Below are 14,319 nucleotides of genomic sequence, written 5' to 3' on the forward strand. Positions count from 1 at the left end.
GGCGTTTGTTTCGCCGCAAGACTTCCTCAAACGCACGTCCTGGGGAACGTGCAGATTTGCACGTCGGCAAGGCCGACACTTTGGAGGATCATCCCGCCGTTCCGAAGGAGCGGATCCAAGGGCGCAATTATACGTCGCTGATGCGACGCGTTGCGTAGAGGCCTGACACGGCCCGCCGCTCCCGACGAACGAGGTTCGCATTCGGGAGCTTTTGTCGCCGTGGCCATCGCCCACTTTTCCGTCAGCATCGTCAGCCGCGGCGACGGCCGCAGCGCGGTGCTGTCAGCCGCCTACCGGCACTGCGCGAAGATGGACTACGAACGCGAGGCCAGGACGATCGACTATTCGCGTAAGCAGGGGCTGGTCCATGAGGAGTTCCTGCTGCCGGCCGATGCGCCGCCATGGGCGCGCAAGCTGATCGCGGACCGGTCCGTCACTGGTGCGGCGGAGGCCTTCTGGAACAAGGTGGAGGCCTTCGAGATGCGTGTCGACGCGCAGCTCGCAAAGGACCTCACCATTGCCCTGCCGCTGGAGCTCTCAGTCGAACAGAACATCGCGCTCATCCGCGACTTCGTGGAAAGGCACATCCTGTCGAAGGGTATGGTTGCCGACTGGGTTTATCACGACAACCCGGGCAATCCGCACATCCACCTGATGACGACGCTGCGGCCGCTCACCGAAGACGGTTTTGGCGCCAAGAAGGTCGCGGTCATCGGCGACGATGGGCAGCCGCTGCGAAACAAGACCGGCAAGATCGTTTACGGGCTGTGGGCTGGCGACACCCAGGACTTCAACGCCTTCCGGGATGCCTGGTTCGAACGGCAGAATCATCATCTGGCGCTGAACGGCGTCAACCTTCGCATCGATGGCCGGTCCTATAAGAAGCAAGGCATCGAACTGGTGCCGACGATCCATGTCGGCGTTTGCGCCACGGCGATCCAGCGCAAAGCAACGGCCGAAGGATGGAAGCCGTCGCTTGAGCGGCTCGATCTGCAGGACGAGCGGAAGGCTGAGAACCTGCGCCGCATTCAGGCCCGTCCGGAGATTGTGCTCGATCTCGTTACCCGCGAAAAGAGCGTCTTCGATGTACGCGACGCGGCCAAGGTCCTGCACCGCTATGTCGACGATCCCGGTATCTTCCATCAGCTCCTGACGCGCATCATCCAGAGCCCAGACGTGCTTCGCCTGCAGCGCGACATGATCGCGTTCGCAACCGGAGAGAGGGTGCCGGCGCGCTACACGACGCGGGAGCTGATCCGGCTCGAAGCCGAGATGGCGCGGCGGTCGGTCTGGCTTTCCGCACGCGAGACGCACGGCGTTCCGGAGAGGGTGCTGGAGGCGACGTTCGCGCGCCATACGCGGCTGTCCGACGAGCAGCGAACCGCCATCGAGCATGTGGCGGGTTCCGCCCGCATTGCCGCTGTCGTCGGCCGAGCCGGCGCCGGCAAGACCACCATGATGAAGGCGGCCCGCGAAGCATGGGAACTTGCCGGATACCGCGTCGTCGGCGCGGCACTTGCCGGAAAGGCGGCAGAGGGGCTGGAGAAGGAAGCGGGGATTGCCAGCCGCACGCTGGCGTCGTGGGAGCTGCGCTGGAAACAGGGCCGGAACACGCTCGATGCCAAGACGGTGTTCGTTATGGACGAAGCAGGCATGGTCGCCTCAAAGCAGATGGCCGGCTTCGTCGAGGCCGTGGTCAGCGCTGGCGCCAAGCTCGTGCTCGTCGGCGATCCCGAGCAACTCCAGCCGATCGAGGCGGGCGCCGCCTTTCGCGCCATCGTTGACCGCATCGGCTATGCCGAGCTCGAGACCATCTATCGCCAGCGCGAGGACTGGATGCGCAAGGCCTCGCTCGATCTGGCGCGCGGCCATGTCGACCAGGCGCTTGCCGCATATCGCTCTGAGGGCAGGGTGCTCGGTTCGGAACTGAAGGCTGAGGCTGTCGAGAGCCTGATCGCCGACTGGAACCGCGACTACGATCCGGCGAAGACCACGCTGATCCTCGCCCATCTGCGCCGCGACGTGCGCATGCTCAACGAGCTGGCGCGCGAGAAGCTGGTTGAACGCGGTATCCTCGGTGAAGGTCATGGCTTCAGGACGGTCGACGGCATCCGCCATTTCGACGCCGGCGACCAGGTCGTCTTCCTGAGAAACGAGGGCTCGCTCGGCGTCAAGAACGGCATGATCGGGCGCGTCGTCGAAGCCGCGCCGAACCGTATCACGGTCATGGTCGGGGAGGGCGATCAGCGCCGCCAGGTGACGGTCGAGCAGCGCTTCTACAACAATTTCGACCACGGCTATGCCACCACGATTCACAAAGCCCAAGGCGCCACCGTCGATCGGGTGAAGGTGCTCGCTTCGCTCTCGCTCGACCGGCATCTGACCTATGTCGCGATGACCCGTCATCGGGAGGATCTGAAGCTCTATTACGGTCGCCGTTCCTTCGCCTTCAATGGCGGACTGACGAAGATCCTGTCACGTCGAAACGCCAAGGAAACCACGCTCGATTACGACCACGGCACGCTCTACCGGCAGGCGCTGGCCTTCGCCGAAAACCGCGGCCTGCACATCGTCCAGGTCGCCCGAACGATGTTGCGCGACAGGCTCGACTGGACGCTGCGTCAAAGGCAAAGACTGGCCGGTCTGGCGGTTCGCCTTCGCACGGCCGGCGAGCGCCTCGGCCTGCTGCAAACCCCCACATTGCGAACGAGAAAGGAGGCCCGCCCGATGGTTGCCGGCGTGAAGCTGTTCCCGATACCCTTAAGCGACGCTGTCGAGCAGAGGATCGCAGACGATCCCGCCCTCAAGAAGCAGTGGGAGGAGGTCTCGACGCGATTCCGCTACGTCTTCGCCGATCCCGAGACTGCCTTCCGGACGATGAACTTCGACGCAGTCCTTGCCGACAGACAAGCGGCATCGCAGACGCTTCAGAAACTCACTATCAATCCGGTATCGATCGGCTCGCTCAACGGCAAGACCGGTCTTCTCGCCAGCAAAGCCGACCGCGAAGCCCGCCGCGTCGCCGACGTCAACGTGCCGGCGCTGAAGCACGACATCGAGCGCTTTCTTCAGATGCGTGAGAGCGCCCTGCAGCGGATCGAGGGCGAGGAGAAGACGCTGCGGCAGCGGGTATCAATCGACATTCCGGCGCTGTCGCCTGCCGCGCGTGGCATGCTGGAACGGGTGCGTGACGCGATCGACCGCAACGATCTTCCCGCAGCACTGGGCTACGCGCTCAGCAATCGCGAGACCAAACTCGAGGTGGACGGATTCAACAAGGCGGTGGCGGAACGGTTCGGCGAACGCACGCTGCTGACCAACGCCGCGCGCAATCCCGCAGGCCAGCTTTTCGACGAGCTCGCCGAAGGGCTTCAGCCCCAGGAAAAGGAATGGCTGAAAGAAGCGTGGCCGGTGATGCGCACCGCACAGCAGCTCGAAGCCCACGAGCGCACGGCCGCAACGCTGAAGCAGGCAGAGGACTTAGCCCTCTCGCAGCGCCAGAGCCCGGTGATGAAGCAATGACGGGGCGCAGCATCACGGTGTTACTCGGAGCGATTTTCGTCATCGGTGCTCTGGCGGCGATCGGTATTGCCGGCGGCTTTCGGCTGAACCTCACGCCAAGCGAGCCGCTCGGGATCTGGCGCATCGAGACGCGTCATCGAGCCGCCACTGTCGGGGACGTAGTGTTCATCTGCCCTCCGCCCGGGCCGCAGTTCGAGAAAGCACGGCAGCGCGGGTATCTCCGGCGCGGGTTGTGCGCCGGCGGCTTCGCACCTCTCATCAAGACTGTCGCGGCGCTCCCCGGCCAGCGCGTCGACATCGACAAAGATGTCGAGATCGACGGCAAGCGGCTTGGCTCGTCCCGCGTCCGCAAGACGGACGGGGAGGGCCGGGCGATCGACCCGTATCCCGGAGGCAGCGTGCCGCCGGGTCAATTGTTTCTCCACTCATCTTTTGCGAGCTCCTATGACTCCCGATATTTTGGGCCGGTACCGGACAGCGGCCTTCTCGGCCTCGCCCGGCCCGTCTTCACTTTCGATCCGTAACCGCTGGCGCGGGCCGGTCCTGGTCGCCTTGTCGATTGTGGTGGGCACAGTCGGCTGGAGCGGGACTGTGCTGACCCTCCCGGTCGCGATGATCTTCCCGCTGCTCTGGGCGAAGTCGCCGTCGCGCGTGGTCGCGGTTGCCGTCTCGGCAGGCTATTTTCTCGCCGCCTCACGGGGCCTGCCGCAGGGCGTGGCGACCTTTTATGCAGCTGATCTCTGGCCGGGCCTCCTTCTGTGGGTGATGGCCTCGACCTCCTTCGTCACCGTGCATGCGGCGCTCTGGACAAAGCATCCGGGAAATGGAAGGGCTGTGCGGTATCTGGCGGCGGCGGTGCTGATGGGGCTGCCGCCCTTCGGCATCACCGGATGGGCGCACCCAATGACGGCGGCGGGCGTGCTCTTTCCAGGATGGGGATGGTGCGGCCTGGTTGCGACTGCGGCCAGTATCGCGATGATGACATCGCGATACTGGCCGGCAGCCGTCATTGCCCTGGGAGGCTTTTGGCTCTGGTCCGCCGCAACGTGGACAGCGCCCTCCCTACCGGACGGATGGGAGGGCGTCGATCTCAAACTGGGCCAGAGCCTGGGGCGTGAGAGTTCGCTCGAGCATTATCGTGGCCTGATCGCAACGGTTCGCGCTCGGGCAGCCGAGGGAAGCCGATTCATCGTTTTTCCCGAGAGCGCGCTGGGCTTCTGGACGCCGACCCTTGCGCGTCTCTGGCAGGAGGACTTACGCGGGTCCGACATCACCGTCCTCGCCGGCGCGGCCGTGATCGACGCCAGCGGCTACGACAACGTCATGGTGGCGATCACCGCCGACGAGACGCGCATCCTCTATCGCGAACGCATGCCGGTCCCGGTTTCCATGTGGCAGCCGTGGCGAAGGTGGACAGGGCGGGGCGGCGGAGCGCGAGCCCACTTGCTTGCCAATCCGGTCGTCGAGCTCGCGGGCACGGGGATCGCTCCGCTGATCTGCTACGAGCAGCTCATCCTCTGGCCAGCGCTCCAGTCGATGCTGCACGCCCCGGACATCATTGTGGCGACCGGCAACGGTTGGTGGACCGCCGGCACCTCGATCGTCGCCATCCAGCAGGCGAGCGCGGTCGCCTGGGCGAAGCTCTTCAACCGTCCATTGGTGACGGCCTTCAACACATGAGCACAGGAGAAACCGGCATGGTCGACGCCGCCCTCATCCAGCAATGCGCCGACCGGGCTCTGAAGCCGGCGATCGTCGAGACGTTCATTGAGCGGGCAGGGTCGCAGGATCCACTGACCGTCACCGTCCGGTCGGGCAATCGGGTCGTGCTGGTTCCAAAACCAACCACGCCGGACGAGGCGATGGACCTTATCCGACAGCATGTCGGTCGCGATATCGTGCGCGTGGGAATCACGCAATATCCGGCCGGCCTCGGCGTGGTTGAGGCGGGCGAGCTGAAGCCCGACCTCGTCGATGCCTGCGCCAACCTCCGGACGGGCACGGCGCTGTTCGCCAAGGTCTATCGGATCGTCACCAAATGGTATGGCAACCCCACCGACAAAGAGGTCCTGCCACAGGTGTTCGACGACGCGATCATCGCTTGGCAGACGGGCTACTTCGAAGGCACGGCAGTGTTCAGGGCGCCGGACCCTGCAGAGGTGAAGCTGGCCCAGCCGACGCCCGCGAGTGAAGGCGAAACCGCCGAGCAGCGTGGCGACAAAACGGCGGCTGGCGATTCCGATCCTGCGCGCGAGGCCGCCTCTACCGACCCGAACAAGGCGGGCATTCGGATCGACCTGTCGGGCATCGGCGCTCGTGAAAAGTAGGAGCCATCACAAATAAACGAACAATGGATTGTCCTTGCTCAGTTCGCTGCCAGCTTTGTGACGCCCTCCGGCGTGTTGGCAATCTGCCCGAAGAAACGCGCCTGCACCCGGCCGGCGTCAGCTACCGCGGCGGAAATTGTGTGTTTGTGGACATCCAGTCCGATATAGTAGGTAGTTGTCATCATTTCCCTCCTGTTGTCGTGGCAGTAAATATCGTACTGCCGTCGAATTCTGGCCGGGCGCAGGTGACGCGCACCTGGGCGGAGGGAGCATGGGGTCTAAAGGGCCGATTCCTCTCGGGTTCTAACCCCGGCTAGAGTTCAAAGGGTTCGTTGTCGAGCGGGGGCGCACCGCAGACGAACCTAAGACTGGGACTGGAATGGAATCGGACATTAAGACATCGCAGGAAAAATTCGAGCTTCGACCCGTGGTCGGGCTCACGCGTGGTCTCCCCTTGGCCGATCTGGAAGCCCTCACAATCGAGGCCGTACGCACCCACAGGCGCCTGGTGGAAAAGGCCGACCAACTGTTCCAGGCGTTGCCTGACGACTACAAGTTTGGAAAAGCGGCCGGTGGCGCTCAGCATCTCTGTTAAATCAAGCCAGCATCGAGATGCACGTGCAGATGAGCGTCGTGAACACGCTCATCAGCGTCGGTAAACTGAGCTTTGGATCAGATGAGCTTTCTACGGATGGTGAGAGCGGCGAGATGGGTCGTCGTGTGCACGTTGAAGCGCTTCTTGGTCTCGGCAAGCTTGACGCGCACGCTGTTATATTTGACGCCCTCCAGATCCGCCACTTCCTCCATCGTTTTGCCGACGGCGATCCAGCGAAGATACGTCGCTTCCTTGGGGTCAAGATAGGCAGCCTCTTCGACACTGGGCGTCGCCTGCAGGAAGGCGATGCGGGCATGGAGCTGGGCGACCGCCGTCGCGGCGGCAACGGCGTCGATCTCCCGGTCGAGCTGGATCGCCAGCTTCTCCGAGGCCAAGGTGAACATCGACATCGAACCGTTAGCCGTCTTGACGGGGATGGTGATACCGGAGCGAATCCCGAAATCGGCCGCGTGCGCATAGAACGAGCGCTCGGCTTTTGAAAGCCGCGGCCTCTCCTGCTCGCCGCTCCACGTGAAGGTCCGCTTCATGGATTTCGCGCGTCCTACGACCGGATCGAGCGCAGAATAGTTTCGTTCGAAGTACACGGACTGCCATTTTGCATGATAGTTCGAAATCACAAGCATATGGCCGGGCTGAATGTTGAGATAGGCATAGCCGGCAAAGCCGATCTGTTCAGCCAGGCCCGCCAGAGCATCCTTGAGGTTGCTTTGATCGCCTTCAATTGCGGTGAGATCAGTCAGCTTATCCAGCCAGTGCTGCATTCGTTTTCCTCCATGAACGCATGGCGATTTCGGTGTGATCCCCCGATGGCCAGTCAAGGCGGCGAGAACGGGCCTTCAACTCCTCATGTGGTGCGCCCGCTACGATCGGTTCGGCAAAGCGGACCAGCCGTCACAAACCGGATCACTTCGTTCCGACGTAGGGTCGTCCCGGCGTAGGGACATTTGCCATGCTCAGCTCGTATGACCCACGCAACAACCGTGTTCAGCCCTCTCCAGCGGGTCGCCGGTCATTCGATCCTCTCCCGTGCCGGCCAAAATCGAGTTGATAAATACGTTGATTGAGGACGAAGGCACGATAGGATACGAAGCCTAGCGAAACGGAACGAAACCAGAGCCTATAAGTCATTGTTTAGCAACGGAAAGTTATTTCTCCCTCCGCCGAGAGACGGGAGTGATTTCAAAGAATTATTCAAAAGATTGGCGGCGGCGGGTGCGGGTCGGCCGTTGGGCAAAGACGGGTTTCCTGCAGGCCCATGGACGCCCGAGCTTCTTGCCGAGGCGATTTCACAGATTGGTTCCAACCGGGCTGGGGTCGATCTGCGAACGGTGCAGCTTTGGTTTCAAGAGAACGAGAAGGGAATTAGCGCTGCCAACATTCGTTGGCTGGCGAGGATTTTTGGATGCGATGATCCGGTCGCAACTAGCGAATGGCAGATGGAGCTTAGTGCGGCGCAATCGCGGTTATCGGCCAAGAGACGAGAATGGAAGAGAGCCGGAAGCAGCGTTGCACAGGAGATTCCAGATACGGCACTGACTGCGACCTTCGATGACGAGACAGACTCCCCGGCAGAGCTGACACGGGATACTGACGCCAAGGGGCCGAGGCGGCGTTTTAGTTTGGCGAGGAAATCGGAGGCGTTTTTTAGTCACGGATCTCCCCTGAATTTACCGGCGTCGGTGTTTGCGGGTGTCACCGCTCTTGGGTTTTTGTCGTATATTACGGGGATTCACAGCGTGACATATGGCCGGGCGGATGGCGTCGTCAAGCAGGTTGGGTTTCTTTGGACAGCGAATTGGACATTCGTCTTCATGGTGTTTTTGCCACTGTTTTTTGCCTTCGTGACCGAGCTAGTGACCTTTTGGAAAGACGAAGGCCGCCCAAAGCTTGTAGCGCAGGGCGACAAGATGGAAAGCGACGATGCCTGGGCGCGCAGTGTAGAAGCTTCTTCGTATTCATATTGGGCGGTTTTTTTGATTTGTGTGCTGTTCGCCGGTCTTTTTCAGTGGATCGGCGTGTGTTTGATCCCGTTGATGCAAGGCGGTGGCAACTATGCGACGGATTGGGGCTCGTTAGCGATTGTGCGCCCTGAGGTCATATCGGTGCCGGAAGCGGTCGTATTCACGGGGCTCGCTTACCTATACATGTGCCTGTGCTTTTATCTGTTCTTCGTAGGGCTCATTTTGCTTTATACGGTGATCCATGATCTTTGGAGAAATGGAGAAGCAACGAGTAATAGGCCGGAGATGGACTATCAACACGAGCTCAATGAAGCCAGCCTCAGGGTTATGCGTGGAATTTTTCGGTGTACTGTTTTGGGGGTTCTGATCGCCATAGTCATGAAGGTCCAGAGTGCTTACCTGACATCGCGTGGAGAGAATGTTGTGGCTTGGTTGGTCGGCGATATGTCTTCCGCCCTCTATGGGCGCAATGATGTGAGCGCCGGGATCAGCTATCGTAGGCCGACCCATTACAGTAGCCTTCTTATCGCTATTTCGGCCTGTGTTGTATTTCTGTACGGCTCCATCCGTTTAGGTGTCGAACGTCGGTTCTATATGCCTTTGTGGAGGATGTCAGCGATCGTAGCGTTACTCGTGGCTGGCTACTTGCTGATCGATGCATTTGCTGGCTTTTCGATCCTTCTGGGCATTGGAGTGCTGCTCGCGATATACAGCCTGTTTGATCCAGGGTTTGGTCGATGGCGAGCAAGTGAGTTAGGAAACGATCAGAGTGTATCATAGTTGGCTTGATCGTTGGGATGAGCGACGGGCGCGACGCGGTGAGGAAGGGAAGAAACCAACGGATTTCGTCCTTGACGCGGAACGCGCCTTTCCAGGTGCGAAGAAGATAACAAGTATCGAGGAATTCTGTGCCCTTGCGGACCAAGCCGTGGCTGATCCAGCCTTTTTCGATGAGCCGAGTGTGAGTGATCAGGGTTTTGAAAGGCTAGATGGGTGGCTCAAATTTCCATCGGACATTTCTACTGATATCGAACAGAACAATGTCGTCTCGGCGAAAATCACAGAAAGCGGGTCGTTCGATCAGGCGATGGTGATTTTTCGCCATTGGAATGCAAGCGCCCGGAATCGTCAGATTGCCAACTTTTTCTCGCAGCGTGGCATCACGGTTGTCGAGATTGCTATGCCTTATCACTTCGAACGCAGCCGTCCCGGCTCCGTGCACGCCGACTATATGCTTAGCCCTAATCTCGGTCGAACGATCCAATCTGTAAGGCAGGCAGTGTTGGATGGGCGAAAACTCATACGTTGGTTGAAAAGCGAAGGCTATCGAGAGATTTCGGTTCTCGGAATGAGCTTAGGTTCCTGGGTTGCGGCCATAGTCGCGGCACACGACTCGGCTGTGTCAAAAGCCTCGTTGTTTCTGACGGCGGGGAGTCTAGCGGATATGGTTTGGACGGGCCGGGCGACACGATCGATACGCGATAGCCTTGAGCCTGAGATTGAGCTGACCGATCTCAGAAGGGCCTGGGGTCCACTTAACTTGGAGAATTACGCGCATAGTTTGGCACGGCCTGATCTCGATCTTCAGGTTGTGTTGGCTAAGAGAGACAAAGTGGTGTTGCCAGAGCTGTCGGAGAGGTTCATGCAGAGGCTGAAGGACGCCGGGGCTAGGCCAAATATTTTGGAATTAAACTGTGGTCACTATTCGCTCGCCATGCCGCCTTACATCTTGTTGGCCGGTTTGAGCTTGAAGCGGTTACTAAGGCGCGGCCGTTGAGCGGTTTCTGTCGTCTGCTGACAAGTCGGCCCGGCGAGCATGAGTTTGGCGCATGCATTGGCCCATTCCCGAGCAGGGACGATGGCTAAAGAGCTAAAGCAGGTGCTTACCGGCTATTATGCGTATCACGCCGTACCGACCAACTTCCGGTCGCTCGGTGCCTTTCGCGACCACACCATCCGGCTCTGGGCCCAGACGCTTCGGCGGAGGAGCCAGAGAGAGATCGCTTGATCTGGGAGCGAATGATACGGCTAGCCAATGATTGGCTCCCACGACCGCGTATCCTTCATCCTTGGCCGCGTGTACGCTTTGCCCCCGAGGTAGGAGCCGGATGCGTAATGTGGCTTCGGTAGAGATGTGGCGTCGGCCGCCGCCGGCCAGAGGCGGCAGGCCGGTGAGGATGCCGAGCGCCACATAACAAACTGGATATAGGTGATCGGATTTCCCACCTCACTGGAGATCCGAGGCATGTTCGAGGACTTATTCAACTACCCGAAGGTCGTAGCGCGTCACCATGACGGGCCCGAGGCCTCGAAGCGGCTGCGCTATCCCAAGCATCTCGCCGATCAGCGTGCGGCTCGTGAGACTTTGCTGCGCACGGCCCGCGAGCTGCTGGTCATTGCGGAACGGCTGGACCTGTCCGGCGGCAGGTGCGTCAGGCTGTGAACCGGCGCCACAGCGTGACCCCACCCGCCACTGAGATTTCAATGCGTTACCGTGCCGATCGGCGCGGAAACCCCACGCCGATTGACATCGACCGAGGCCGCTCCGCCATCACATCCCGTCGTCAACCTTTGTAGATGCCCGGAAAAACTACGTCCTGATCGACGAGCACATTGAACTTATAGCCAGGGCGGATCTCGAGCGTCGGCTGCACGTCCATGTTTCTTTGAATGGTTCGATCGGCAACACGCCCAAATGTCTCGGCGAAGTTTCGTCTTGCGGCATCCGAGGCCGTGTCCTGCGTGGCGAGCGCCGAGCTCTGCGGGACAGCCACGTCGATGCCCGTGCCGATCAGCGCGATGAGGATGGCTGAACCGAAGGTCTGAAGCCACTTCCGGTCGACCTTGTCGCGGTAGCCGCTATAACCTTGAGCATCAGTGCCGGCCATACCGCCGATCTGGAGCGTAGACCCATTCGGGAAGATGATGTCCGTCCAGACGACAAGCACGCGGCTCTGGCCGAACGACACCTTGCTGTCGTAGCGTCCGAACAGCTTTGTTCCCTGCGGGATCAAAAGGCGATGTCCAGTTGCTGAATCATAGACGTTCTGGCTCACCTGGGCAGTGATGCGACCGGGAAGGTCGGAGTTGATGCCGGTGATCAATGTCGCGGGAATAACCGAACCACGCTTGAGCTCATAAGGCGATTGCCGCGGGACAACACGGTTCGGAAGGTAGCCGAGTTCCTTGAGATCCGCGTTGAAGAAGTCCTCCTTGGCGCGCTGGCCGTTCGGATCGGGGTCTACGCCGCCGAGACCAGCGCGCAGAGCTGCCGCATATAGGTCGGATGCTGCGCCAGGCGTCGTCGCGGTGGAAATTCCGTTCGTCGTCGTGGCGGCCGCAGCGGTCGTGTCCCCTCCCCGCCCGTCGAACTTGCCGCGGTCGACCGCGATCGGCGAGTCATAGGCCGCGTCATTAGCCTGAAGCCGGGCCATCCTCTGGCGATGCCGCTCCCGGAGATATTGTTCTTCCTGCTCTCGCTGCAGGCGGGCGCGCCAGACCTGTTCGGATTCCAGCTCCTGTGCCGGCCGTGCCTCTTCCCTGCGGCCCGGCTGTGGCGTGAACGGGTTGACGGAGCGCTCCTCACCTTGTGTCTCAACAGGTGTCGGCTGCAGCGTCGTCGTTTGCTGTGGTTCTCCGATGATGGCGTCGCCTACACCTCGCTTGAGCTGATCCGCGAAAGTCGACGCCGGATTGCCAGAACCGTCGCCCGGGCCGGAATTCTGGCGGACGAGCAGGCCGCGCGACGTGAGACCGTAGAAGATCACGCCGAGGAAGGCGATGACGAGCACGATCACCATGATGATCGGCAGTCGATTGATGCGGCGGATGCCAGCCTCTGTTTCCGCGCTCGGCGCACCGCCGAGTTTAAGAGATTGCACCATGGCTCCCTCCTACCCGCGATGCATCACGGAGAGCGGGCTCGCCGGCGAAGCGCCCGTCGTAGTTACCTCAAAGGCACGACCGAGCTCGACACCGCTCGTCGACAGCCGCGCGAGGATCTGGCCCTCGAACGGCTCGACAACATAGGCAAGCGGGAGGATCGTCGTGCCGCTGTCGGTCGTCTGGTCGGTGACGACCGCGTATCCCCACCCTTTGAGGGCCACCTCCAGAGCTTGCCCGAAGGGCGAACCATCCTGCTTCAACGCGATGGTTCCGGTGCCCGGCCCGACGTGCTCGGCAAGGCGGCTCACCATATCGCCGGCGATCGAACTTGCGGCCGGGCCGGAGATGTCGGCTGGCGCGTTGCTGGCGACGAGGCCGTCCGAGCCAAGGCTCTGGCAACTGGAAAGGAAAACCGCGAGCGCAGCCACGATGGCGAGGGAGCGAAACGAGCGGGAAATCGACATCATCGCCCTCCCCGCCGGATCGTGACCTTCTCCTGTTTCCAGCCGACGCCGGAGACGAGTACCGCCTTGTCGACATGATAGTCGACGATCATCATGTCGTTCTTCATGCGATAATTGACGATGCGGTTCTGGCCGCCGGAGACGACGAACAGGACCGGCGCGTCCTGGCCGGAGATCGAGCGTGGAAACTGGATGTAGGTCTTGATGCCATCGCTATAGACGCGGCTGGGCCGCCATCTTGTGCTGCCCGAAATCGAATAGCCGAACTGCAGCTGCTCGGCTGGAATCCCGGCGCCAGGGATCGCGATCGCTTCCATGCGGGCGTTGACGTCGGCGAGCTTCCTCGACACGTCCTCGGGATATTCAAAACCGATGCGCGCCATGTACTGCGTCTGATGCGACTTAAGCTGAATGTGATAGGTGCGTCGAGAAGTCGTCACCACCATCGAGGTGATGAGGCCGGGCTCCGATGGCTTGACGATCAGGTGGATCGCCTGGCCGCCGGCGGCACCGGAGGTCGCGGGCTCGACTTTCCAGCGTACCGTGTCGCCGACGAGAACATCGCGCACAGCCTCGCCGGCCTCAAGCTCGATGTCGCACACCTGAAGCGGCGAGCATACGACCGAGGGCTGGATCTCGCCGTAGAGAAAGACGACCTTTCCGTCCGCGCCTTTCGTGACGAGGCCGCGCGATCCACGCCACTGGCCGGAAATCCCGATACCCTTCGCCTCATTGGCAGTCACTCCATCGGCGAGGGCTTCCGAAGAGAGGAGGAAGGGCGACGCCATCGTCGTGGATACGATCACGACGGCGTTCAGCGTGGCCCGGGCTATTTTGGTTCTGAAGTTCATATGCGGGGCATGCCTTTCAAAGCTGCGCAGTCCAGTCGAAATCGCGCAGATACAGACCGATCGGGTTGAAACGGATAATGGCCTCGTCCTGCGGAGGCGTAAGCGTGACGGTGGCAACGCCGCGGAACCGCCGAACGGCGGTCTCCTTGCCCTTGCGGTCGCGTTCGAACTCGGTCCAGTCGATCTGGTAGCTCTGGTTGGACAGCGCGACGATGTTGTTCACCTCGATGGCGACCGTCGCGGTCTTCGCCTTCTCGAACGGCGAGGAGGAGCGGAACCAGGCGTTGACCTTTTCGGTGGCCGGATCGGAGGTTCTCAGATGCGAATAGGTGCGATCGATATACTGCTTCTGCACGACCGCATCCGGCGTCACGCTCCGAAAGTTCGAGACGAAGCTGCCGAGCGTTGCCCTGACGACGCGGGGATCGGCATACTCGATCTGTTCCGGAAAGCCGGCGCTCGAGGCGGTGCCGAGCTTGTCGACCTCGACGACGTACGGCACCAGCTTGACTTGCGTGCTCTGGAAGAGCGCGTAGGAAAAGCCGATTACCGCCATGGACATCCCGGCGATGCCGACAAGGCGCCAGGCGGCGGCGGCCTTGACATAGGAGCCATAGCGTTCGTTCCACTCCTGTCGGGCGGCAAGATAGGGGTTTTCGGGCGGGTTGCCTGAGGCCATGCCGAGCGGTTTCC

At 61.2% G+C, this 14,319-nt stretch carries 13 protein-coding genes and 1 pseudogene; 8 read left to right on the top strand and 6 right to left on the bottom strand.

The genetic code is table 11. From position 1 onward, the window contains the following. Positions 1-219 precede the first annotated feature (219 nt). From traA to IQ26_RS25000, 4 genes are read left to right on the top strand one after another with little or no spacing between them, the layout of a single operon-like run. Complete coding sequence (traA, locus tag IQ26_RS24985; RefSeq protein ID WP_145720960.1) at positions 220-3,522, top strand: Ti-type conjugative transfer relaxase TraA; 3,303 nt, start codon at positions 220-222, stop codon at positions 3,520-3,522. Then, positions 3,519-4,046: a conjugative transfer signal peptidase TraF gene (gene traF, locus IQ26_RS24990; protein ID WP_145720961.1), complete on the top strand. Its 528-nt coding sequence runs from the start codon at positions 3,519-3,521 to the stop codon at positions 4,044-4,046. The genes traA and traF overlap by 4 nt, the downstream gene beginning before the upstream one ends. Further along, entirely contained in the window at positions 3,967-5,202 is a 1,236-nt protein-coding gene (locus tag IQ26_RS24995) for a conjugal transfer protein TraB (protein ID WP_145720962.1), read from the top strand. The genes traF and IQ26_RS24995 overlap by 80 nt, the downstream gene beginning before the upstream one ends. Before the next feature lie 17 nt (positions 5,203-5,219). Beyond that, on the top strand, positions 5,220-5,849 hold the full coding sequence (locus IQ26_RS25000; protein WP_145720963.1) for a TraH family protein: 630 nt from the start codon (positions 5,220-5,222) through the stop codon (positions 5,847-5,849). Between the two features lie 38 nt (positions 5,850-5,887). Here IQ26_RS25000 and IQ26_RS39520 read toward each other — a convergent pair whose 3' ends face one another. Continuing rightward, positions 5,888-6,031: a hypothetical protein gene (locus tag IQ26_RS39520; protein WP_208760209.1), complete on the bottom strand. Its 144-nt coding sequence runs from the start codon at positions 6,029-6,031 to the stop codon at positions 5,888-5,890. Between the two features lie 197 nt (positions 6,032-6,228). Between IQ26_RS39520 and IQ26_RS25010 the strand changes: the two are divergent. Continuing rightward, positions 6,229-6,503: pseudogene (locus IQ26_RS25010) on the top strand (transcriptional repressor TraM); the annotation flags it as partial. An 18-nt stretch (positions 6,504-6,521) separates the two neighbouring features. On the opposite strand, the gene traR reads toward IQ26_RS25010, so the two are convergent. Continuing rightward, on the bottom strand, positions 6,522-7,226 hold the full coding sequence (gene traR, locus IQ26_RS25015) for an autoinducer-binding transcriptional regulator TraR (protein WP_145720965.1): 705 nt from the start codon (positions 7,224-7,226) through the stop codon (positions 6,522-6,524). Between the two features lie 366 nt (positions 7,227-7,592). On the opposite strand from traR, the gene IQ26_RS25020 reads away from it, so the two are divergent. From IQ26_RS25020 to IQ26_RS25035, 3 genes are all read left to right on the top strand, one after another. Then, on the top strand, positions 7,593-9,206 hold the full coding sequence (locus tag IQ26_RS25020; RefSeq protein WP_145720966.1) for an RcgA family putative transporter: 1,614 nt from the start codon (positions 7,593-7,595) through the stop codon (positions 9,204-9,206). Then, positions 9,196-10,203 (top strand): RcgR family putative quorum lactone hydrolase, encoded by a 1,008-nt coding sequence (locus IQ26_RS25025; protein WP_145720967.1) that lies wholly within the window; start codon positions 9,196-9,198, stop codon positions 10,201-10,203. The genes IQ26_RS25020 and IQ26_RS25025 overlap by 11 nt, the downstream gene beginning before the upstream one ends. Positions 10,204-10,671: 468 nt before the next feature. Beyond that, positions 10,672-10,869 carry a hypothetical protein gene (locus IQ26_RS25035; RefSeq protein ID WP_145720968.1) on the top strand — a complete coding sequence of 66 codons (198 nt, stop codon included), beginning with the start codon at positions 10,672-10,674 and terminating at the stop codon, positions 10,867-10,869. Positions 10,870-10,990: 121 nt separating this feature from the next. On the opposite strand, the gene trbI is transcribed toward IQ26_RS25035, so the two are convergent. From trbI to IQ26_RS25055, 4 genes are read right to left on the bottom strand one after another with little or no spacing between them, the layout of a single operon-like run. Continuing rightward, complete coding sequence (gene trbI, locus IQ26_RS25040; protein WP_145720969.1) at positions 10,991-12,310, bottom strand: IncP-type conjugal transfer protein TrbI; 1,320 nt, start codon at positions 12,308-12,310, stop codon at positions 10,991-10,993. 9 nt (positions 12,311-12,319) lie between these two features. Further along, the gene (trbH, locus tag IQ26_RS25045) at positions 12,320-12,775 is read right to left on the bottom strand and encodes a conjugal transfer protein TrbH (RefSeq protein WP_407660229.1); all 456 of its coding nucleotides are present in this window, start codon (positions 12,773-12,775) and stop codon (positions 12,320-12,322) included. Then, positions 12,775-13,626: a P-type conjugative transfer protein TrbG gene (gene trbG / locus IQ26_RS25050; RefSeq protein ID WP_145720971.1), complete on the bottom strand. Its 852-nt coding sequence runs from the start codon at positions 13,624-13,626 to the stop codon at positions 12,775-12,777. Before trbG ends, trbH begins: the two co-directional genes overlap by 1 nt. A 16-nt stretch (positions 13,627-13,642) precedes the next feature. Beyond that, on the bottom strand, positions 13,643-14,305 hold the full coding sequence (locus IQ26_RS25055) for a conjugal transfer protein TrbF (protein WP_145720972.1): 663 nt from the start codon (positions 14,303-14,305) through the stop codon (positions 13,643-13,645). Positions 14,306-14,319 lie beyond the last annotated feature (14 nt).

The organism is Mesorhizobium tianshanense, from assembly GCF_007830515.1.
Taxonomy (GTDB): Bacteria; Pseudomonadota; Alphaproteobacteria; order Rhizobiales; family Rhizobiaceae; genus Mesorhizobium; species Mesorhizobium tianshanense.